This is a genomic window from Chryseobacterium tongliaonense (genome assembly GCF_041224435.1).
Classification (GTDB): domain Bacteria; phylum Bacteroidota; class Bacteroidia; order Flavobacteriales; family Weeksellaceae; genus Chryseobacterium; species Chryseobacterium tongliaoense.
On sequence record NZ_JBGFFD010000007.1, the window covers coordinates 176595 to 198605 of the forward strand.

24 protein-coding genes and 1 pseudogene are annotated in these 22011 nt (G+C 35.8%); 15 read left to right on the top strand and 10 right to left on the bottom strand.

Annotation, left to right across the window (positions count from 1 at the left end):
- Positions 1–30 precede the first annotated feature (30 nt).
- The 5 genes from AB8P06_RS15415 to AB8P06_RS15435 form a co-directional block, all read right to left on the bottom strand.
- Positions 31–1134, bottom strand: a complete 1104-nt coding sequence (locus AB8P06_RS15415) for a calcium:cation antiporter (RefSeq protein ID WP_369843083.1) — start codon at positions 1132–1134, stop codon at positions 31–33.
- 43 nt (positions 1135–1177) lie between these two features.
- Complete coding sequence (locus AB8P06_RS15420) at positions 1178–1447, bottom strand: heme oxygenase (protein ID WP_369843085.1); 270 nt, start codon at positions 1445–1447, stop codon at positions 1178–1180.
- On the bottom strand, positions 1444–1662 hold the full coding sequence (locus AB8P06_RS15425) for a hypothetical protein (RefSeq protein WP_089859432.1): 219 nt from the start codon (positions 1660–1662) through the stop codon (positions 1444–1446). Before AB8P06_RS15425 ends, AB8P06_RS15420 begins: the two co-directional genes overlap by 4 nt.
- A 137-nt stretch (positions 1663–1799) precedes the next feature.
- Positions 1800–2018, bottom strand: coding sequence for a CsbD family protein (locus AB8P06_RS15430; protein ID WP_233111410.1), 219 nt, complete (start codon positions 2016–2018; stop codon positions 1800–1802).
- Between the two features lie 103 nt (positions 2019–2121).
- Positions 2122–2682 carry a helix-turn-helix domain-containing protein gene (locus AB8P06_RS15435; RefSeq protein WP_369843087.1) on the bottom strand — a complete coding sequence of 187 codons (561 nt, stop codon included), beginning with the start codon at positions 2680–2682 and terminating at the stop codon, positions 2122–2124.
- A 166-nt stretch (positions 2683–2848) separates the two neighbouring features.
- On the opposite strand from AB8P06_RS15435, the gene AB8P06_RS15440 reads away from it, so the two are divergent.
- The 4 genes from AB8P06_RS15440 to AB8P06_RS15455 are packed head-to-tail and all read left to right on the top strand — an operon-like array spanning position 2849 to position 7148.
- Positions 2849–2980, top strand: a complete 132-nt coding sequence (locus AB8P06_RS15440) for a hypothetical protein (RefSeq protein ID WP_369843089.1) — start codon at positions 2849–2851, stop codon at positions 2978–2980.
- Positions 2981–4009, top strand: a complete 1029-nt coding sequence (locus AB8P06_RS15445; protein WP_369843091.1) for a glycoside hydrolase family 130 protein — start codon at positions 2981–2983, stop codon at positions 4007–4009.
- Between the two features lie 37 nt (positions 4010–4046).
- Positions 4047–6317 carry a glycosyltransferase gene (locus tag AB8P06_RS15450; protein WP_369843093.1) on the top strand — a complete coding sequence of 757 codons (2271 nt, stop codon included), beginning with the start codon at positions 4047–4049 and terminating at the stop codon, positions 6315–6317.
- A 27-nt stretch (positions 6318–6344) separates the two neighbouring features.
- Positions 6345–7148 carry a hypothetical protein gene (locus AB8P06_RS15455; RefSeq protein WP_369843095.1) on the top strand — a complete coding sequence of 268 codons (804 nt, stop codon included), beginning with the start codon at positions 6345–6347 and terminating at the stop codon, positions 7146–7148.
- A 695-nt stretch (positions 7149–7843) separates the two neighbouring features.
- Here the strand turns inward: AB8P06_RS15455 and AB8P06_RS15460 are convergent.
- The 3 genes from AB8P06_RS15460 to AB8P06_RS15470 form a co-directional block, all read right to left on the bottom strand.
- On the bottom strand, positions 7844–8152 hold the full coding sequence (locus AB8P06_RS15460; RefSeq protein ID WP_369843097.1) for a hypothetical protein: 309 nt from the start codon (positions 8150–8152) through the stop codon (positions 7844–7846).
- A gap of 599 nt (positions 8153–8751) precedes the next feature.
- Positions 8752–9033, bottom strand: a complete 282-nt coding sequence (locus AB8P06_RS15465; protein ID WP_369843099.1) for a hypothetical protein — start codon at positions 9031–9033, stop codon at positions 8752–8754.
- A gap of 42 nt (positions 9034–9075) precedes the next feature.
- Complete coding sequence (locus AB8P06_RS15470; protein WP_369843101.1) at positions 9076–10164, bottom strand: fatty acid desaturase family protein; 1089 nt, start codon at positions 10162–10164, stop codon at positions 9076–9078.
- A gap of 314 nt (positions 10165–10478) precedes the next feature.
- Here AB8P06_RS15470 and AB8P06_RS15475 point away from each other — a divergent pair.
- Positions 10479–10820: pseudogene (locus AB8P06_RS15475) on the top strand (hypothetical protein); the annotation flags it as partial.
- Here the strand turns inward: AB8P06_RS15475 and AB8P06_RS15480 are convergent.
- On the bottom strand, positions 10771–11073 hold the full coding sequence (locus AB8P06_RS15480) for a hypothetical protein (RefSeq protein ID WP_369843075.1): 303 nt from the start codon (positions 11071–11073) through the stop codon (positions 10771–10773). The pseudogene AB8P06_RS15475 and the gene AB8P06_RS15480 sit on opposite strands and share 50 nt — an antisense overlap.
- A gap of 12 nt (positions 11074–11085) precedes the next feature.
- On the bottom strand, positions 11086–12348 hold the full coding sequence (locus tag AB8P06_RS15485; protein WP_369843102.1) for a recombinase family protein: 1263 nt from the start codon (positions 12346–12348) through the stop codon (positions 11086–11088).
- 339 nt (positions 12349–12687) lie between these two features.
- On the opposite strand from AB8P06_RS15485, the gene AB8P06_RS15490 reads away from it, so the two are divergent.
- The 10 genes from AB8P06_RS15490 to AB8P06_RS15530 all read left to right on the top strand — a co-directional run bounded on the left by AB8P06_RS15490 (position 12688) and on the right by AB8P06_RS15530 (position 21434).
- Positions 12688–13278: a TetR/AcrR family transcriptional regulator gene (locus AB8P06_RS15490; protein ID WP_369843104.1), complete on the top strand. Its 591-nt coding sequence runs from the start codon at positions 12688–12690 to the stop codon at positions 13276–13278.
- 84 nt (positions 13279–13362) lie between these two features.
- Positions 13363–14199 carry an alpha/beta fold hydrolase gene (locus AB8P06_RS15495; protein WP_369843106.1) on the top strand — a complete coding sequence of 279 codons (837 nt, stop codon included), beginning with the start codon at positions 13363–13365 and terminating at the stop codon, positions 14197–14199.
- Positions 14200–14223: 24 nt separating this feature from the next.
- Positions 14224–15321, top strand: coding sequence for an alkene reductase (locus AB8P06_RS15500; RefSeq protein ID WP_369843107.1), 1098 nt, complete (start codon positions 14224–14226; stop codon positions 15319–15321).
- Between the two features lie 5 nt (positions 15322–15326).
- Complete coding sequence (locus tag AB8P06_RS15505; RefSeq protein WP_369843108.1) at positions 15327–16292, top strand: alpha/beta fold hydrolase; 966 nt, start codon at positions 15327–15329, stop codon at positions 16290–16292.
- A gap of 41 nt (positions 16293–16333) precedes the next feature.
- Positions 16334–17068 (top strand): SDR family NAD(P)-dependent oxidoreductase, encoded by a 735-nt coding sequence (locus AB8P06_RS15510; RefSeq protein ID WP_369843109.1) that lies wholly within the window; start codon positions 16334–16336, stop codon positions 17066–17068.
- 39 nt (positions 17069–17107) lie between these two features.
- The gene (locus AB8P06_RS15515) at positions 17108–17902 is read left to right on the top strand and encodes an SDR family oxidoreductase (protein ID WP_369843111.1); all 795 of its coding nucleotides are present in this window, start codon (positions 17108–17110) and stop codon (positions 17900–17902) included.
- A gap of 262 nt (positions 17903–18164) precedes the next feature.
- Positions 18165–19043: a hypothetical protein gene (locus AB8P06_RS15520; protein ID WP_369843113.1), complete on the top strand. Its 879-nt coding sequence runs from the start codon at positions 18165–18167 to the stop codon at positions 19041–19043.
- A 192-nt stretch (positions 19044–19235) separates the two neighbouring features.
- Positions 19236–20237, top strand: coding sequence for an NADP-dependent oxidoreductase (locus tag AB8P06_RS15525; protein WP_369843114.1), 1002 nt, complete (start codon positions 19236–19238; stop codon positions 20235–20237).
- A 73-nt stretch (positions 20238–20310) separates the two neighbouring features.
- A complete protein-coding gene (locus tag AB8P06_RS20695) occupies positions 20311–20439 on the top strand; it encodes an RteC domain-containing protein (RefSeq protein ID WP_502064276.1) in 129 nt (42 codons plus the stop codon).
- Positions 20439–21434 (top strand): hypothetical protein, encoded by a 996-nt coding sequence (locus AB8P06_RS15530; protein ID WP_369843116.1) that lies wholly within the window; start codon positions 20439–20441, stop codon positions 21432–21434. Before AB8P06_RS20695 ends, AB8P06_RS15530 begins: the two co-directional genes overlap by 1 nt.
- Positions 21435–22011 lie beyond the last annotated feature (577 nt).

A 22011-nucleotide genomic window follows, 5' to 3' on the forward strand; every position in this document is an offset into this window, starting at 1 on the left:
ACACATCAAAAAATATAGTTATCTAAATTTTTAAGGAACAAGTGTCGTAAAAAGATAAAGGAGAAAAATCGAAATCAAAACTAATCCCTGCATAATATTTGTACGTCCTGTTGCCAGCGAAATCGTAATGATAAATAAAGATAATCCTAACAAAAGCATCGATTTTAAATCTATACCTAGTGTCATCCTGAAATCACCAATTACTGAAGCTAAAGCTACAGCCGGAATACTGAGACCAATACTTGCCAATGCAGATCCAAAAGCCAGATTAAGGCTCGTTTGTAGGCGATTATTATATGCAGCACGGATTGCGGCAACTCCTTCCGGTAATAAAACAATTCCGGCTATAATAATTCCAACGATAGATTTTGGAGCTCCGACTTTGAATACAAGATTATCAACATCTTTTGAAAGATATTTAGCTAAGAGAACGACAATTCCCAGACATAAAATCAAAAATATAATGCTGTAAAACATCATCTTTCGAGTGGGTTTTTCAGGAAGGATCTCATTCTCTTCATTCTCTTCATCATTATTTTTAGGAATGGGCGCAATGAAAAAAGCACGGTGTCTGATGGTCTGAACCATTGTAAAACCTATATATAATAGCAGACAGATAACAGAAATAAAGATTAACTGCAATGAAGTATATTCTCCTTCACTGTGACTTGTCGTGTAATTTGGAAGAATAAGTATAAATACAACAATCACAACAAGTGTAATCATTGCAGTACTTACACCCTGCAGCGTAAAAACCTGTTGTTTATAACGGATTGATCCAACAACAATACACATACCGATAATCCCTGTAAGAATAATCATCACAGCGGCAAATACCGTATCTCTCGCAAGGCTGATTGTTTCCAAACCTTTTGCACTCAGCATTATCGAAATAATAAGAGAAACTTCTATCACGGTTATCGCAAAAGCCAAAAGTAAAGTTCCATAAGGCTCACCTACCCGATAAGCAATGATTTCCGAATGATAAACCGCTGCTAAAACGGCTCCTATAAGAAAGAAAGTGAGGATTAAAGAATATAAATGTCCCGTTAGCGAATAATGCAGCAAATAAGCAATCCAAGCCAATATGGGAGCAATTATCGTCCAGCCTAAAAGGTAGATCTTTTTTTTCATATAATTTTAATTATCTGATGATTGAAAACTTCGATTCGTAAAATCAGATGACATCATAGTCGTTCAAAGTTGTTACAAAATGATAATCAATAAAACTTTTAGAAGTCTTGCATAATTCTAACAATTCTTCATCGGTTTGGTATTCAAAATTAAAATCGTCAGGAACATCCATTGTATATTCCGTTATTATTTCTGTATCCAGAAGCTCAATTGCCATCAGATCATTAAGTGAACTAAGCAGACTTTTTTCTTTCAGAAGAGGCATTTTCTGCATAACAGAGTTTTTAAATTTATATAATATAATTGTTTTCATTTTTTTATTTTTTCTTTCTCAAAGGTAACAAGCTGCATTCTAATAGACGAAAGATATTGCTTTAGATCCTGAACCGTAATATCTTCCTGATTTATAGACATAAACAGAGGCGTTTCATTCAACAGGAAATACAATTCTGGATGTGAAGACTGAATTTTACCCGTCACTTTAAAAATCTTTCTTGTAAGATTCTGCAAATTATCCGGTGGTCTCATATTTTTTTATTTAAATGGAGCATAACATAGTAGGATATTTTCAAATAAAAAAGGACAGGGGCTTTAAAAGCACCTGCCCCTTTTTCTATTAAATCCATCAAAACATATGTACTATTTCTCTGGATTTAATATGCTTATTATGAAAGTTGAGTATTATTAAGAATCTTAATAACCTCTTCACGGCTTTTGCTTAGTTTATTTTCTAATCTTCCCAGCAATTCATTTTCTTTTCCTTTTTCAAGCACTAAATCTGAATCTTTAAGCTGTGAAAATTTTTCTTTTAATTGTTTCGATTGTTCTTTCCAATCTCCTGTAATTTTAAAAGCCTCATGAGCTTTATTGTGACTTGTATTCATAATTCGAATTTATATGTAACAGAATTATTACAATCCAAAGGTGATCTATTTTAGTCTTATCCTATTATACATTTTGAAAGTAGATTTGCATATATCACACTTTTTATAAGTCTTCTAAATTTTTCAGCCGTTTTTGCTTCAGCTGTTTGTAGAAAGAAGGAGAAAGTCCTGTTATTTTTTTAAACTGATTGGAAAGATGCGCAACACTGCTGTAATTGAGTTTATAAGAGATTTCAGTAAAATTGAGTTCATCATACAAAAGGAGCTCTTTTACCCTTTCCACTTTATTGATAATGATAAAGTGCTGCAAAGTCATACCTTTTACTTCAGAAAATGTATTGGCAAGGTAAGTGTAATCGTAGCCAAGCTTTTCACTGATATAATCTGAGAAATTTTCTTTAGGAAGAGATTCGGAATAATGGATCATTTCTGTGACTGCATTTTTTATTTTTTCGATCAGAATGCTTTTTTTATTATCCAATAACTCAAGTCCGGTTTTAAGGAGATTTTCTTTTAACAGCTGTCGCTGCTCATCCGTAATATCATCCAATATTTCTACAAATCCTAGATCTACTACGGCATTTCTTATATTCAGTTTTTCAAGCTCCTGATGAACCACCATTTTGCAGCGCAGGCTTACCATATATTTTATATATAACTTCATAATCCTTACCGTATTTCGAGTTTGTCAATCTATATGTTGACAGCCACTCTTTCAAAGTTAGTCCTTTAAATTTTAATATCTATGATTTATGTAACAAATTGAAAGACTATTACAAACCTTTCCTTTTTTAATAGATGACCTTTACATAGAATAAAAATATTTTGAAATGTCAAAAGAAAAGGATACAAAGAAAAAAACAGATAAAACACCTGCTGCCAAATCACTAAAAGAGAAGCGGGAAGACAAACAAAACAAAAGGAAAGATAAAGAAAGCGAAAGTCGCAACGCAACAACCTAAATGGTAGAAATAAAAAAAGAAGGAATTATACTCAGAAAAACCGACTTAAATTTTGAAAACGAAGGAGTTCTGAATCCTGCTGTTATTAAGGAAAATGGCAAAATACATTTATTTTACAGAGCTGTTGCCAAAGGTAATTTTTCAACTGTCGGGCATTGTGTATTATCAGATCCGCTTACGGTAGAAAAACGGTCAGATTCACCCATCATTGTTCCTGAATCTGAATATGAAAAACACGGTGTAGAAGATCCCCGAATTGTAAAAATAGATGATGTATTTTATCTGACCTATACAAGTTATGACGGCATCAATGCCTTAGGAACATTAACGACTTCAAACGATCTTAAATACTTTAAAAACAAAAAAATTATTGTTCCGAAAATTTCTTATAAAGAGTTTAAGCTTTTATCGGAATCAGAGGGTTTAATCCCGGATAAGTATAGAAGATACAATGAATTTCAAATCAATCATCCTGACAGTGACCCCATCTTTTTATGGGATAAAAATCTGATTTTCTTCCCCAGAAAAATAAACGATAAATTTTATTTCATTCACAGGATAAGACCTGAAATTCAGATCGTCAGCGTAAAAAATATCGAAGATCTGAATTCTGATTTCTGGCAGGATTACTTTTCACATTTTAAAGCTCACATTCTTTTATCTCCGAAATATGATCACGAATCAAGTTATATCGGAGGCGGATGTCCGCCAATAGAAACAGAATACGGCTGGCTAATGATTTATCACGGTGTTTATGATACCATTAACGGTTATGTTTACAACGCCTGTGCAGCTTTATTGGATCTTGAAAACCCGGAAAAAGAAATTTCCCGACTTCCCTATCCGCTTTTCAAACCCGAAGAAGAATGGGAACTGAAGGGTGAAGTCAACAATGTGTGTTTCCCGACAGGAACCATTGTAGAGAATGACAGACTGTATATCTATTATGGAGCTGCAGACGAAAGGATAGCTGTTGCATCACTCAATATTTCAAAACTATTGAAAGAGTTAATGATGTACGCTGTATAAAGATGATTAGGCAGAATACGGTTAAAAGAAATTAAAAATGAATAAAAATATTAATTCAGACGTGGAGGATAAAGCAATTAGACAAACTTATAATGACAAAAAACACGAAATCTATAATAAAACCAACATTGTCTTTGTAAGCACTTTTCCTCCAAAGGTATGCGGAATTGCCACTTATACACAGGATCTTATAAAATCTCTTCATTCGAAATTCGGAGAATCTTTCAATGCGATGATTTGCCCGATAGAAACAGAAGAGGAAAACTATGAGTATAACCAATATACCGAGTATAAATTAAATATCTCAGATGCCGTTTCTTATTTGGAATTGGCTGCAAAGATCAATAAAAACGACACAATTGAGTTGGTAATGCTCCAGCACGAATTCGGCTTTTTTAATGAAACCCGAAATGGTTTGTTTCTTTTTCTTAAGAACTTAAAAAAAGATGTTATCATCACTTTTCACACTGTTTTGCCAAAACCTGATAAAGAGCTAAAGGAAAAGGTGAAAGAAATTGCCGATTTTGCAAAATCTCTTGTTGTAATGACTAGTATTTCTGCAGACATTCTCTCGAATGATTATGAAATTCCTTCCGATAAAATTACGGTAATCCCTCACGGAACGCATCTTCTGCCATTCACAGACAAAATTGCGTTGAAAGAAAAGTATAATCTTAAAAATAAAAAAGTTCTTTCTACTTTCGGATTATTAGGTTCCGGAAAAAATATTGAAACTACACTGAAAGCCTTGCCGGAAATCATTGCTAAAAATCCTGATGTTATTTTTTTAATTCTGGGCAAAACACATCCTGCAATAGTAAGGCACGAAGGCGAAAAATACCGTGATTTTTTAGAAGATCTCACTTGTAAACTTCATCTGGAAAACAACATCCGCTTTATCAATGATTATCTGCCACTCCCGGAATTACTAGAATATCTTCAGCTTACCGATGTTTATCTTTTCACGTCAAAAGACAGAAATCAGGCAGTGAGCGGCACATTTTCCTATGCAATCAGCTGCGGATGCGCCATTGTTTCCACTCCAATTCCACATGCTTTGGAAGTTTTAAAGGAAGATACCGGAATTATTATTGATTTTGAAGCTCCGGAGCAGTTGTCTGTTGCAGTAAACACATTATTAGAAAATGAAAGCAAACGGGAGGATTTACGTTCAAAATCATTGGAAAAAATGGCTCCGACAGCTTGGGAAAATTCATCAATTCTGCACGCTTTATTATTTCAGGAGTTTGGAAGTAATAAAACAGAACTCAATTATACTCTACCGGAAATCAATCTTGGGCACATTCAAAATATGACAACCGATTTCGGGATGATTCAGTTTTCAAAGATCAGTAAACCAGATATCAATTCAGGATATACGCTGGATGATAATGCAAGGGCGATGATTGCTATTTGCAAGCATTTTCAAAGCAGTAAAGACAAAGCAGATCTGCAATTGATTTCAATTTATTTAAACTTTATTAAATTTTGCCAGCATAATGACGGAAGTTTCTTGAATTACGTTGACGAGCACAAACAGTTTACACAGCAGAACTACGAAACTAATCTGGATGATTCCAACGGAAGAGCAATCTGGGCTTTAGGTTATTTAATTTCATTAAAACAAATTTTACCACAGGAGTTTTCTGAAACTGCAGAGAAAATCATTCAAAAAAATCTTATTTGGGCAGAAAAAATCCATTCTACAAGAGCAATGGCTTTTATTATTAAAGGATTGCATTATCAAAACTCAGAAAAAAACCTTCCATTGTTAAAACAATTTGCGAATCGTTTAGTGAAGATGTATCAACACGAAGCAAAAGACGATTGGCATTGGTTTGAGAATTATCTGACTTACGGAAACAGCGTATTACCGGAAGCTTTACTCTGTGCGTGGATTTCAACCAAAGACGAGCTTTACAAACAAATTGCGGAAGAATCTTTCCAGTTTTTGTTATCTAAAATTATGATTGACAATAATATAAAAGTAATATCAAACAAAGGCTGGATGCAAAAAGAAAACACTGAAAATAACACTCCAATTGGTGGAGAACAGCCTATTGATGTCGCCTATACGGTTTTGGCATTATCTGCATTTTACAAAGTTTTCTATGATGAAAAATATTTACAAATGATGAATAACTCATTCAATTGGTTTTTAGGAAAAAATCATTTGAATCAAATCGTTTATAACCCTGCAACAGGAGGTTGCTATGATGGGCTTGAGGAAAAAAATGTAAATCTCAATCAGGGTGCAGAATCTACCGTCAGTTATCTGATGGCAAGGCTTAGTCTGGAATTTCAATAGAATAAATAACTTCCTTTGATGATTAAAATGAAACATACACTTAATAAAAGAAAAACTAAATTCCGTCTACTCAATAAAAAAAACAGCTTGAATAAAACCTCTCACGCTGAATTTGCCTCATTGCTTTATATCAGAAATACTAATATTGCCTTAAATAAAGACCTGGAAGAAATTCTTCGCATACTAAAAGAACTGCAAAAAATAAATAAAAAATCCCGATTGGTTTTTAAGACCAACTGTACATTGACTCAACATATTCTTTGGGAAACCATTATCAATGAGATAAATCAAAATCTTATGTATATCAAACTCCAAATTGAATACATAAAGGAAAATACTGTACAAGCAAACCACTTTAATTTTTCTTTGTTTTGGCAGCAGAATAAAATTTTCGTAAAAACCATTGAAGACAATTACGAAAAACTGGAGCTATTAGGACATCAAATTCTCCCCAACGAAGAATTACTATATTGGAGAGCAAACATTTGTAATATGTATGATGAGTTTTTTCATATTATGATTTCACTTTTAAATATTTGCAAAATAGAGCTAAACTTTATCAAAACCCATTCTCCTCATAGTCTATCAGAGATCATGCAGAACATTATTATAAACATTCCAAAAATCAAAAATAGTGATAAACTTAAAAGGTATGAACGAATATATATTGAGGCTTTAAAAAACTATAAAGAGGAATTCAGCGAAAGACTTAGTTTTTGGAATGTAGTATTAAAAGCTTTGAGCATGAATAAAGATAAATCTCCCTCAGAACAAATAATGCTAGGAAGATGGATTGATGGTAAGGATAGAAGAAAGATTAATAGCATTTAAAAACAATTTTAACCTCATAAATTAATAGCATGAAACTGTTCACCCGGGAGTGTAACACCAACTGTGTCATAGGATTAAAACTTAAAAACCTCTTTCGAGTTTGAGCCTATCCCCAAATCTAATATAAAGTTGGGATATGGTCAAGCCCCAGTTATGCATTGGCATCGTGCATTTTTTTGCGATATCCTTTTCTGAATGAACTTAAAAATGTCTTGTGTATCGATAGAATCATCTACAAGCTTGTTGCCAAGACTATCACACCATTGGCAGAAATCGGGAATACTTTTCACCAATTTAGTCCAAACTCTACCCTTCGAAGAGCAACCAATTGTGACTTTATCTCCATTCTCATAACCGACTCCGAAAAGATTTGAACTGGATTTAGTATCCTTGTTTAATTCATCAAGACCACTCACTATAGAATTCCCTGTATACATAGTGAAACTGATGGGACCATCTAAAGTAGATTTTAAACCTAAATTAAATAACTCTAACTGGAAATACTCCATCCAGACACTTAGAAATACCAGCCTCATTAAACAAACTTTTATTGGCGCCTACAATGGCTTCGGCAAGTTTATCATGTGTTGTTCCATTATTTGTACTGTTTATATAGAGTAGTTTCTGTTCTTCGTTCAGATATATTATATAGAGATCATATTGACAGTTTAGCAAATCGTCTATTTTCCCCCATTTTACAGGATCAACTTTTTTTGCAACAATGGAGCATCAATTAAAGTATACCTGTTCAAATTAGCTGCGGTGGTAACTATATGCATCTTAGTGGTAGGAACAGTAATACCTACACCTAAGGATCCAGTGTTGGTTACAACTATATCATTAGCCTGTTGCGTAACTGAAAGGAATCCCACAGCAGGGTTATCCTTAGCTCCATCAATATGGAAGGTACCTTGTGGGTTTGAAGTACTTACGCCAACCTGAGCATTGCCAAATGATAAGAAACCTGACAGTACAAGTATCAGTGGCGAAACATTTTTCTTCATAATCTTTTGCTTTTTTTATTATTTTATTGTGTTTAATCATTAAAATCGCCTATACATTAAAAGCATCTTTTGATTTTCACCCCTCAAATGGCTGCTTAGTCTGTGACTCGTTCTCTTCTTCTGTTGAGAAGAAGAGCCCAAAGTCAAGGAAACTAATCAGAATTTTGTGCTTTTAGAAGCGATATAAAAATTCTATTAACGTAGGGAATCCGAGAATAAAACTCTAAGACAAAGATATTTTATTTATGTAACTAGCTGATATATAATACGTACGATTTACTCTTGCCTGTTGTAGAAGTAATTCTATACTTCTGCTGTTATATATATTATTCTACTTTAAAAAGTCATTGACCGCCTTATAGAATACTTGAATATTCCCAATAAAATAAAACATTATAAATCAACAAAATACCCGTGAAATCCAATTAAGATCAGCAGCCAAAGAGTTCGGGGATAATCCTATCAAGGCACTAAAAGAGACAACTATTTGATAGTTGTCTCTTTTTTATACCCATAAAAATCTGTGGCCCAAACTTTTACTATGGGGACATTGGGTGTTCGATTTTTGAAGCTAGAATTCTTCTATTACTGATTTGAAATCATATAGAAACGCTCAATATATTTCCTACAGGCCTTTCTCGCAAATTCGAAATCTCCCGGATGTCTTTTTTTTGTAATTTTTGAGATGGATAAAGCAAATCCAATATAGCTGTGATTTCCTCATCATCTACCTTAATACCATTTTTGCTAATATAGCAATTGCCTTCTGAACTGATATTTTTATTAATGAAATTCATTTTTCTTATTTTCTTTCTTTTTTTTGATAACACCTTTAATAATTCAGCAATATTTAGGCGTAAGTAGTTGAATACTAAATACATTCAATTTGCCAGGGATAAAACATCATTATAGGCATAGCTTGGTTAATTGACAGCCGCCTCTTTGCCAAATTTTTTCAGTGTTAGAAAATGCGAACGCAGCGCAGATAAAAAACTCTTATTTTCAATGTAAGGCAAATTAAACTCAATTGCCGCCTGCTTCACAATGACGGAGATCTCCCCATAATGTATGTGGCAGACTTTAGGAAACAGGTGATGTTCGATCTGCCTGTTAAGTCCACCAAGGAAAAACGCCGCGAGCCTATTGTGCGTTGCAAAGTTAGCTGTTGTACGCATCTGATGCTCTGCCCAGGCTTCTTCCATCTGCCCCGTTTCATTAGGAACCGGGAAATTAGTGCCTTCAACAACGTGAGCCAACTGAAACACCAGTCCCATCGTCAAGCCTTCGGCAATATGTAAAAGCAGAAAGCCGATCAGAAACTGCCACCAGCTTACATCTAGTACCAATAGCGGCAATACAATAAACAGGAAGTAATAGAGTGCTTTATAGAAAAATAAATTGAAATACTCCAGTTTAGGGTGTCTGCTCTGATGTGTCCCAATTCTTTTCTGGAAAAATTTCACAAAATCCTTACGGAACACCCATGACAGGGAAGCCAGGCTGTAGAGGGGAAATGCATACCAATGCTGGTATCGCTGAATACGATTCACTTTATCTTCTTCAGCAATCCGGATCAATCCCGGTGCTACCTCAATGTCTTCATCGTGCCCAGGGATATTCGTATAGGTGTGGTGAACCACATTGTGAGTGATGCTCCAAATGTATGGATTGGCACCGATCAGATTAAAAATAAACCCAAACAGTTTATTCACTTTTTTATTATCAGAGAGCGCACCATGTATAGCATCGTGGCATACATTGAAGCCTACAAAGGCACTAAACATACCTAAAACCACTGCAAGTGGCAAGAGCACCCAGGTAGACAACAGGCCCGAAATGATTACAAGGTAAATTCCGATGAACCCTGCAAGGAAAAACACAGTCTTGCCCCACATGTGGGCATTGGCATGCTGACTTAATTGATGCTGACTGAAAAACTGATCTACTCTGTTTCTGATGGTTGCATAAAAACGAGAACCAGAAGATGTTGAGAATTTTACTTTTTGTGACATGAGATATCTTGTTTGATCTACCTAACGCGAACAAACAGATGTGCTAAAATCGGGTGTTGGAATAAGGAGGGTATTGAGTTTTTCCGGCACATTACCGGATTGTATACTTATATAACGCATTAATTGTTAATTTATTATATTGTATCATTACAATCTTTACATTATATTCCCCAGAAAAAGACCCATTTTCCTTCTACTCCGTCAAAAGTGGTTTGTTGTTGCATAGTTTTTGATACATCAAGCCATATTATTATCAATTAATATTTACCATATGTCCGACACCACTATATTATCTGAAGGAGTAGAATTTGATCATGTTATACAAGAGGTTTCAAAGTATATACATCTTATTCCATATGGATGCTGATGTAATTATCATAGAATGTTCCCGTTCATAAATGGAACTTTTGAATGCTTTTGCAGATTTTAAATATCCGAACGAGATTGGTCCGGGTGTTTAGGATATTCATTCACCAAGAGCTCCATCAAAAGAAGAAATGGTTGAACTCTCACGAAAGGCTCCAAATGTAATTCCGGCTAATCAATATAAATACAATTTAAAATATCAGCTTTACTCTGAAAAATCAAAAACTAATCAATCAATTTTTAGATATTTTTTAAGTTTTGTTCATACCCTAAAAAATATAATTCTTTAAAAAATTCAACTATTGCTTGCTCTGTCTGCTGACCATGGATTTCTTTTATTCTAGAAAATGAAGGAGTTAATCCAAATATGTTCTTAACACTTTCTGATAACATTTTTTCAATATTCCCTTTTATTACTTTTACTTTCTCCGGAAAAAACAACCTGATAATTCTCTGTTTGGTTATAGTATCTGAATTTTCATAAAACTCCCCTAAGTGGTTAATTATGTAATCAGTCCCCTTTTCTATATGTTTTTCAGCCACTATTTTTAAAGCCTACTGTCTCAATTTATCAGTATTATCTTTTAAAGATTCCTGACAACGACTTCTTATTAGTATATAATCATCATAGTCAATATTCCCATTTGAAAATAGCTTTTGTGCATTGAATCCCCTATCAATCAATTTTTCCATTTCTTTCTTTATCTCCTCTTTTTTCTGAACATAATCATGATGTTCTTCACCGTAAATTTCCTTTGAGATACTATTGGCAAGTTCTAAAAATGGTTCTACCACTCTATTATTCTTAAGAAATGAGAGAAAACTCAAATTGATAACGTCAGCTCTTACCCGGTATGAACAACGTCCCATACAATGGTAATAATAATATTTTTTAGTATGTCCCTGCGATCCACTTCCTGTAAGCGTATTTCCACAATTAGGACATTGTAGGACACCTCTAAAAATTAAATTTTCATTGACTATCCTTTTTGAAGTTAGTTTCTTAGGATGGTTTAAATCTGCGTCTTTTATTATTCTTTGAACATGATCAAATAAAACTACAGGTATAAGACGCTCATGAGTACTCTCAACAATTCTTTCAGCTTTATCTTCGAATGCCGGAATTTTTATTTTACCACAATAAATAGGATTTCTTACCAGCCGGTAAAAAGCACTTCTACTGCAATTAAGCCCATTTGATACCGCATCCTTGTATATTTCAGTTAAACAATATTTATTTTGTCTCACTATAGCTGTAAAAGCCTCACGGATAATATATGCTTCCGGTTCGTAGATGGCTATATATTTTTTTCCATCAGATGTGATTTTATTTCTATATCCTAGAGGAGCTTTGTTGATCCATCTTCCTTCCAGTCTTGCTTTTTGCATTCCCAAACGTACATTACGGCTTCTTTTATCGTTTTCTACTTCAGAAGTAGCCCAGTACATTGCCAACATAATTTTGCTTTCCGGGATTGAGAAGTCTATCTGCTGTTCAATTGCCTGAATGGAGACTTTAATATTCTGCAATCTTTCTAACATCTTGTAAGCGTCCATAATATTGCGGCTGAATCGATCCCAATAAGTAAAGAGAATAAGTGAAGATTGGTTCTTAGTGAGCTTAAGTTCAGCGAACAGCTTGTTCCACTCCGGTCGGTTAAATGTTTTTGCAGAATAGTCTTCGAAAATAGTTTTGGCAACAATGAGATTGTGATCTTTACAATAGTGCACAAGTCGATCCAACTGGCTGCGTTGGGAATATCCTTTTACAGCCTGTTCATCAGTACTGACTCGTATATACAGATAAACGGCTTGCATGGCGTGGTATTAATTAAAGTCCTTTAGTTAAAACTCCTATATATTAAACGAAAAACAGAACAACTTATTTGAATAATTTATATACAAGTTTTTACAAAATGGCTTTTATGCTTCGGTCATATTCTGTTTTACTGGATAATAGCATGATTTATATTTATTGCAGAATCATGGCAGTAATTTGAAAAGGATTAAAATAGTGGAATTTTATGCTATTCTGAAGAGGATGGTTCGGATCTGTGTAGATATTTATTCAATTCCAATAATTATGTCAGAAAAATACTAAAAAGTATATTTTTAAAAATACTTTTTAGTATATTTGCAACGTTATAGAGAAAGATCATGTTGACGAAAGCAGAAAAAACAAAGCAATTTATACTTCATACAGCGGCGCCGATATACAATCAGAAAGGTATTTCCGGAGTCAGCATTGATGATGTCCTTGCAGCTACAAAGCTCACAAAAGGCTGTCTTTATAGTCATTTTGAAAACAAGGAGGATCTTACAAACCAGGTGGTCGATCTGTTGCTAAAAAAGATATCAGACCAGATGAGACTGGAAGTTGCTAAGGGAAAAACAGTAAAAGGAAAACTGTTCAATTTTTTAGATTTTTACAAAGATCCCATCCAGACATTTGTCCCGGGAGGCTGTCCCATCATTAATACTGCAGCTGAAGTGGACGATAATTTCCCACTGATCAAAGAGAAGGTAGCATCCGTATTCCGTGCAGGGCAGGAAGATCTTACGAACCTGTTGAAACAAGGCATAGAAGATGGAGAGTTTTCAAAAGAACTTGAACCTTCTGTCATTGCATTTAAGATTGTGGCTGCTGTGGAAGGAGGCATTGTCATGTGTAGGGTAATGAATTCTGCAAAGCCTATGGTCTCTCTGATAAAAAACCTGAAAGCCGAACTCGATCAGTATAGCAACTAATTTTTTTGGACTAAAATAGACCAAAAAGTATATTATTCTTTTAAAATAGACTAAAAAGTATAATACATAACACATACATTCATTATGGGTAAAACAGCGTTAACATCAGAAACCAAATTTGTAGGCATCGAAAACAGGAATATAGCCTATCGTCAGATCGGAAACGGATCTCCGATCATACTTGCCAATCGCTTCAGGGGAACCCTGGATACCTGGGACCCATTATTTCTGGATCTATTAGCGGAAAAGAACACCGTGATCACTTTTGATTACCCTGGTATCGGTTATTCAGAGGGAGAACTGCCAACCGATATTAAGGAAGTTGCCAGTGAGATCATTAAGTTGGCCGACAGCCTGGGTATTGATAAATTCCATGTCTTGGGATGGTCTTACGGTACGTTTGTAACCCAATATGCTACGTGGTTGGCACAGGACCGTATATTGAGCAATACCGTAATCGGAGGAAATCCAATAGGGAAAAACGAAGTTCCGCTTGAGCCTCTTTTTCTAGAGCTGGCCCCTAAGCCTGCTTACGATTTTGAAGATTGGGTCACTCTATTCTTCGAACCTACATCGGAAAAAAGCAGATCAGCAGCCAAAGCTTCAACAGACAGAATCCATGAACGTCTGGACTGGAGTAAAGTACCTTCTACTGAAGAATTGATCGGTCGGTACATTGCCGGCATTGCGAGTGCAACCGAGGATGCCCTCAATGTTAGGGAAGGTTATAAAACCTTACAGGTACCTGTTTTTGCTATTTCGGGAGACCACGACATATCTCTTGCAGTAGAGAATTGGTTCCCATTGTTAAAAAATGCACCTACCCTACAGCATTTTATCCTTAATGACGCAGACCACGCTCCCCATTACCAAAGTCCTGAACTTATTGTGGGTTATATTCATAATTTCCTTTTAAAATAAAAATCATTTACCAAAATAAAAAAAATGAGTACAGAAAACATTTTCAAACCCTACACTCTAGGGAGTGTAGAATTGTCGAATAAGATCGTTATGGCTCCAATGACCAGAAGCCGATCGGATAATGCAGATAATGCCCCAACATTATTAAATGCTGAATATTACGGACAAAGAGCGTCTGCTGGTCTTATTATTACAGAAGGCACTGTTATTAGTAGAGATGGCGTGGGTGTTCCGAATGTGCCAGGCATTTATTCTGAAAAGCAAATAGAAGGATGGAAACTAACTACAAATGCTGTGCATGAAAAAGGTGGGAAAATTTTTGTCCAGCTTTGGCATACAGGAGCATATTCGCATCCTGACCATCACAATGGAAACGCACCGCTAGCTCCATCAAGCTATAATCCAGATCTGGATATATTCACGCCTACCGGTTTCAAGAAAAGTGAAACTTCCAGAGCAATGAGCCTGGAGGATATCAAGCAAACCATAGCAGATTTCAGACAGGCAGCTGTCAATGCATTCAAAGCAGGTTTTGATGGTATAGAGTTGCATGGAGCAAACGGTTATCTTTTACAGCAGTTTTTCAGTAAGAACAGCAACCAAAGAAATGATCAATATGGTGGTTCCATAGAAAACCGTGCACGTATTCTCTTTGAAATCCTCGATGAACTTAAAAAAGCTGTGGACATTTCCCGTGTCGGTGTACGCTTTAATCCTTCATTAAATAATCTTATGGGTATTTCTGTTGACGATGAGACGATCGCCATCTATGATTATATTGTTGATAGGCTTAACGGCTATGGATTGGCTTACATTCATCTAACCGAACCATTTACAGATGTTACAGGAAACCCATTCGCTATCCAGGAGGTGGCCAAACACTTCCGCAGCATTTATAATGGCACTATCATCATCAACCGTGGTTTCACGAAAGAAACGGCCAATGCCGTACTGGAAGCCGGTGATGCTGATCTGGTATCATTCGGAACTCCATTTATCGCTAATCCGGACCTGGTTGAGAGATTCCGTACCGATGCGGAGCTTGCCATTCCAGATCAAAATACATTCTATACACCGGGAGCAGAAGGATATACAGACTATCCGGCACTCCAAAAGAACTAATAATAATGCAGAGGAAAATAACAATTATCCGTAAAATCGGGATTGCTTCCCTATTGGTCTGTATGACAGTCAATACAGCATTTTCCCAATCAAAAAAAAATAAAACGATGGACAGTAAAAACGAAAAAGTTACCGTGTATACACAGGAAACTGCACCTACCCAATATATTGAGGTAAAGGGTACTAAATATGCTTACCGTTCTTTCGGTCAGAAAGAAGGTATTCCCCTGGTATTTTTTATCCATTTTGTAGCAACTATGGATGATTGGGATCCTGCGGTTATTAACCCCCTTGCTGAAAAACACCCTATCATACTTCTGGATAACAAAGGTGTGGGAGGTTCAGCAGGCACTACCCCGGAGACAATTGAAGGCATGGCTGCGGATGCCGCAGATGTAATCAGAGCCCTGGGGCATAAAAAGGTTAACCTGCTAGGGTTTTCCATAGGTGGGTTTGTGGCACAGGTCGTATCAGCAGAGAATCCCGATCTTGTTAACAAAGTTATCCTGGCCGGTACAGGTCATAAAGGAGGTAAGTATACAGCCAACATACTTAAGCATGTGGAAGCTGCCCGAAAAGCGGAGCCGGAAAATCCCCGTCTATATCTTTTTTTCTCTCCCTCAGCGACAAGCCAAAAAGCAGGACTTGACTATACGGAAAGGTTGCAGAAAAGAATAAAAGAAGACCGTGTTCCAGCCTTTACCCAAACAGCTATTCAGAATCAGGCAGCAGCAATTATCCGTTGGGGAAGTGAACAGGATGAAGAGTTTACCCTGCTAAAAAAAATCAGACAGCCTGCACTTATTGTTAATGGTAATAATGATATCATGGTTGCCACGCAGGACTCATATAATATGGTCCAGAATATCCCCAATGCCAAATTGGTGATCTGGAGCGATTCAGGGCATGGAGCTTTGTACCAGTACCATAATGATTTTACATCTGAGGTAAACAGCTTTTTGAAAGACTAACCATCACGACAGTCACATCATTTAATTTTAGAATTTATAAAGTGAAAACAACAGGAAATACAGTATTCATAAGCGGCGGAAGTGCCGGTATCGGCCTCGCTATCGCAAAAAATCTAAGTGCAGCCGGAAATAAGGTGATTATTAACGGACGTAATGAAGAACGTCTTACCAATGCACTGCAGCAACTTGACAACGCTACTGCTATCCAGGGTGATCTCTCGATAGAAGCTGATCGATTACGAATCGCTGAAGAATTGAAAACAAAGCATTCAGATGTGAACATTATCATTAATAACGCAGGAGCAGCATTCGGATATCTGTTGAGTGAAACAACCAATGCCCACGAAAAGGCACAGATCGAAATGAATACCAATTATTTTTCGGTAATCCATTTTACAGAACTGTTATTGCCCCTCTTATTAGAGAAAGAGTCGGCATCGGTAGTGAATATATCATCAATCGCTGTTTATGGAAGCCACAAATTCCTTCCGACTTACGGAGCGACAAAAGCAGCATTGCACAGCTATACAGTTGCGTTGAGACAAACCTACGAGGAATCCAAAAACCTTCAAGTATACGAGGTTTATCCACCGCTGGTAAACACAGAATTCTCTGCTGAAATTGGAGGAGCGAACGGAATACCGCCTTCGGAAGTGGCAGATGAACTTTTCATCGCCCTTGAAAAAGATCAGTTTGAAGTACCTGTTGGTGAAACAAAGGCCTATGCAGCCGCTACCCGGGAAGCGTTCGCCAGCCTTTCACGCAACAGAGGATAAACAGCCGTAATTAAAGCAGTTCATGGGATGTGCTCTTAGATGGGCACATCCCTGTTAAAAAGAAATTATATGGAATTAAAAGGAAAAACAATTTTGATAACAGGTGGAGGTTCGGGTATAGGACTGGAAGCTGCAAAACAGTTTCTTGAAATTGGAGCAAAGGTTATCATAACAGGCAGAAACCAGCAGAAACTAGATGAAGCAAGGAACAGGTATCCGTCACTTATTGCAATACAGAGCGATGCAGGAAACGAACAAGATGCCAGAGCTCTCTACCTTCAGGTGTCTGCTTTGAGTGGTATAGATATCCTTTATAATAACGCCGGGGTTGGCGTCCCGCCATTAAATCTTGGCATGGCTGATGATAGGCATCTTAATGGAGCAGCCTACGAAATGGAGGTTAATTATCTTGGTGTTATCCGTCTGAACAACCTGTTTATGGATATGCTCAAATCAAGAAAAGAAGCCGCCATAATCAATACGACATCCATACTCAGTATCGTACCCTCTGTCATGGAAGCAACCTATTCTGCATCCAAAGCCGCTTTGGCATTTTACACCAGGTCATTAAGAGAGCATCTGCATATTATTGGCAGTAATGTAAAAGTCTTTGAATTGCTGCCTCCGCTGGTTGATACCGAGATGACAGCAGACAGAAAAGACAAAAAACTATCTCCGGAGCAGTTCGTAAAAGGGCTTATCAGTGGATTGCATAAAAACCAGTTAACGATACGTGTGGGGGATACAAAACTTGTGTACCTATTAAACCGTCTTGTACCAAAATTTACCTATGGACTGGTTAACCCGGCTAAAGATAAAAAATCATTGAAATAGAAAATTTACTAAAAATAAGACCTTGTGAGCAGCAAATTTGAAGCACGAATCCAACGTGAAAGTGAAAGCGGCTATTTTATCAATGGTGACAGGATGGTACCAATTCCTAACTCATACGACCTCACAAAGCGTTTCCCAGATGCTACCATACATATTTACTACGAACCGCGGCACGGAGGCGTGTTTCAGCAGTACTGGGATTTTGTAAAAAGAGCACTGGCATTTTGTGCATCATAATTTTCAACAATTATATAATTTAGCAATGAAAAAATTAGCAGCAATATTTTTATTAGCATTATCTGTACCTACGCACAGCTATGCCCAGAACATAGAGGCAAAAGCTGAAAATGTGCGCACCTCCATAAAATCGGAAAATCACACTTCATCTTCCATTTTGTTATGGATGCGCACCGATAAACCTCGCCAGGCAGGAATGGAACGTTGGAAATATCCACACTCGCAGATCATTTCGGCAAATAAGGGACTTGAAGAATACCGTCAGATACACTTTACCGAAGAAAACAATGGGCTTTGGCCTTTAATCAATGGTGTAGAAACATCTATCCCATCTGACCGTAAGATTGACGGTGTAGCAGATGTTACGCTCAAAAATATCTTCTCAGTCTTTAGAGGAAAAAAACAGAACAAACTGGCGTACGAGGACGAAGTAAACCTTTTCAAACGTACTTTACTTTACGCGGCATTGGGAAATGCTTCCAAGTCGTATAGCTTGAATGATTCTGATGAAAAAATTCAAGCAAGAAGTATGGTTTTCTTTAGGATTAAAGAAGGTGTAGATAAAAAGGAATTTAAAAAATTTATCAATAATGAACTTACTCCCGCCTTGGCAAATTTGCGTGTTTTGAAAGAGTTGAGGAACAAGGTATACATGCCCTGGAACCAAAAGCAATGGAATACACCAAACGTACAACACGACAATGCGGAAGAAGTACAATTCCAAGCTTCGCTAATTCTTGGCTTCAGCGACAAAAATGCCCAAGACACCTTTTTCAGAAGCGATGAAGTAAAAAAGTTATCCGACAGAATTGCACTTTTTTGTTCCGCAGCACATGCCTATGAAATACAGGAAACATTCACCTTTGTAAAAGGTGGTAAGAAGCTCGCTGAATATCAAAAATAGCTATTGCCGTTTTGCAATTAATGAAATAAACCTGATTAAATAAAGATCACTTCCGTAAAAGCCTGTTTCCTAACAAGTGAAATGATACTTGGGAAAAAGCTGCGGAAAAAGAAAGTAATTTCTATTTACTTTGCATAGCTATTCTAAAATCATATTAATAAATTAGTGAATAATAATTTAACCCTCTGAAATATGAAAGCATACAGTATTTCTAGATACAGTAAAACGGACAGGTTGAAACTTGTCGATTTACCGGTTCCCAACCTAAAGCAAGATGAGGTCTTGGTTGAGATTTACGCCGCAAGCGTTAACCAACTCGACCTAAAAATAAAAAGTGGCGAGTTCAAATTGATCCTGCCTTATAAACTACCGCTTGTGTTAGGGCACGATGTATCAGGAGTAGTAATCAAGGTTGGTTCAAAAGTAACAAAATTCAAAGTCGGTGATGAGGTGTATGCCCGTCCAGCGGATTTCAATATTGGGGCCTTTGCAGAATATATTGCAATAAATGAGAAGGATTTAGCACTAAAACCGACTAATATCAGCTTCGAAGAAGCTGCATCTATTCCATTGGTCTCTTTAACGGTCTGGCAGGCACTCATAGAAAAATCCAATTTAAAAAAAGGACAAAAAGTTTTTATACAGGCAGGTTCGGGAGGTGTGGGAACAATAGCCATTCAATTGGCAAAGCATCTGGGATTAAAAACCGCAACCACAACCAGTGCAGCCAATACTGACCTGGTAAAAAGTCTCGGAGCGGATGTAGTTATTGATTACAGAAAAGAAGATTTTGAAGCTGTTTTAAAAGATTATGACTTTGTATTGAACAGCCAAGATACTAAAACTCTTGAAAAGTCTTTAAACGTGTTGAAGGATGGTGGTAAAGTCATATCTATTTCAGGTCCTCCAACACCAGTATTTGCAAACCAGTTCAAACTTCCATGGTACGTAAAATTCGCTACAAAACTATTAAGTAGTAAGATCCGAGGCAAAGCAAAGAAATTGAATGTTTATTATGAATTTCTTTTTATGACGGCTAATGGAAAGCAATTACAAGAAATCACAAAATTGATTGAAAATGGAATAATAAAACCGATTCTTGATAGAACATTTCTTTTTAATCAAACCAATGAAGCCCTGGAATATATCGCCAGTGGAAGAGCAAAAGGGAAAGTTGTGATTAAAGTGAAATAAAATAGTTTACAGGATAAATGCCAGTCAAATTAATTTCTGTCTTGGGAGATATCTGCTGATTGGAAACATTCCTATAAATTGGACTGAAAATAAAACATCCCTAATAAAATTTATTCATTCTCTAAAGGCTCAAACTGTTCTAAATAAAGGTAAAATTGATGTTAATATCTATATTTCAAACTTATATTTCCTTTTTTACTAATGATCGAAACACAAATAAATATTACAGTAAATAGAAAAGCTGATATCGACATAATCAAAAGTATTTTGATTAGAAACAAAATAGAATTTCCTGTTTATTTAACGGAATTTGGAGAATATTTTGGAATAAATTTCACCAGTAATTATGAAGAATGGGAACTTGACAAATTGATAAGCGATGCGTTTCCTGGTTATGAATTCACGACCGATCTGCACCGAGGAAGAAAAGAAATACGAGTAGAAATTTCAAGGCATCAATCTGAATTGTGTACAACTGATTGGGGAAACCCTATCGAAAATCCCTTAAACGAAACCAAATACCTGATAAAGAAAGACGTAGAAATTCCCATTCAGTTTAATCCGGCAATTAAAGTCCTTTTTGGGCCAGATGAGCAAACTTATCATATAAATATCATTCCTGGTATTAATAATTCTACTCAAGAAAAAGGATTCCTTCTCGTAGATGAATTTAAGCATGAGGCAGATCCTGAAACAGCTGATTTTTTTACAGATAAACTTTATAAAACTCAGCTTGATGCCTTTTATAGAGGTAAGGACAAATTGGAAAATATTGTAAACCGAGATTTCAAGGACTATTTGGAGATCAAAAAGAAAGAAAAACAACAGCGTGAAAAAATTCCTAGGAAGATAGTCCGTGAGTTTATAAAAGCTTGTAATAACTTTGATGAGGAATCTATTTTAAAGGATTTATCTGAGAACCTAAATTTTGAAATAAGGATCAATTGGAAGCAAACACTTATTACTGACGGTTTAGAAGAGTTTAAAAATTATATTGATTCTTCTTATCAAGAAATATGTGGGAGAGATTTTAAAATAAAATCGTCATGGTCATTTATTGAAAAGGATATAAAAATTTCTTTAGAAACATTTACACCACCTTCTGAACCGGAAGAAGCTGCAAAGAGTTTTTATAGAATTCGATTAAATATCAGACTGGACGAAGGTAAAATAACTCAGATAATTTTAGAAAAATAAGAGTATGATTCACGCCATAACATCTCAAGTTATAGTGTTGTCATAAGTATTAAAATGGAAATTATATTTGGCAAAATAAATTAGTTGTTATTTAGAGTCGTTGACAAATATTTATTTCAAAACATCTACCAAAATAATTATTGGCAAATTCGTGGCAGTAATTAAAAATATCCTTAAAAATTAGGTTTAAAGTGCAATGAAAGTATTGGTTAGAATCCTTACCTTTCATTTCATTTGAAAAAGAAATTTCAATACTGAATCAACGCCATAATTAAAAGTTATAAAAGTTCATAGCTTTTTATAAACGAGCTTTGAGCTGATAATAAATCAACTCAAAGCTGAAAATTATGTATTTTAGTTATTATAATAGTCCCAAAAACTTAATAAAATCAATATGGCAAGAGGATTCGAACTTGAATTATTAATCCTAAAACATTAAAAACCAATCTATTGAAAAATAGATTCCTTAAAATATTAGAACAAAGGTTCGAAAAATTGCTCCCGTCAAGATATCTCAAAAGGATCCGAACTCTCCGAACACTCACACAAACAACTAATAATCAAATATTTAACTTCA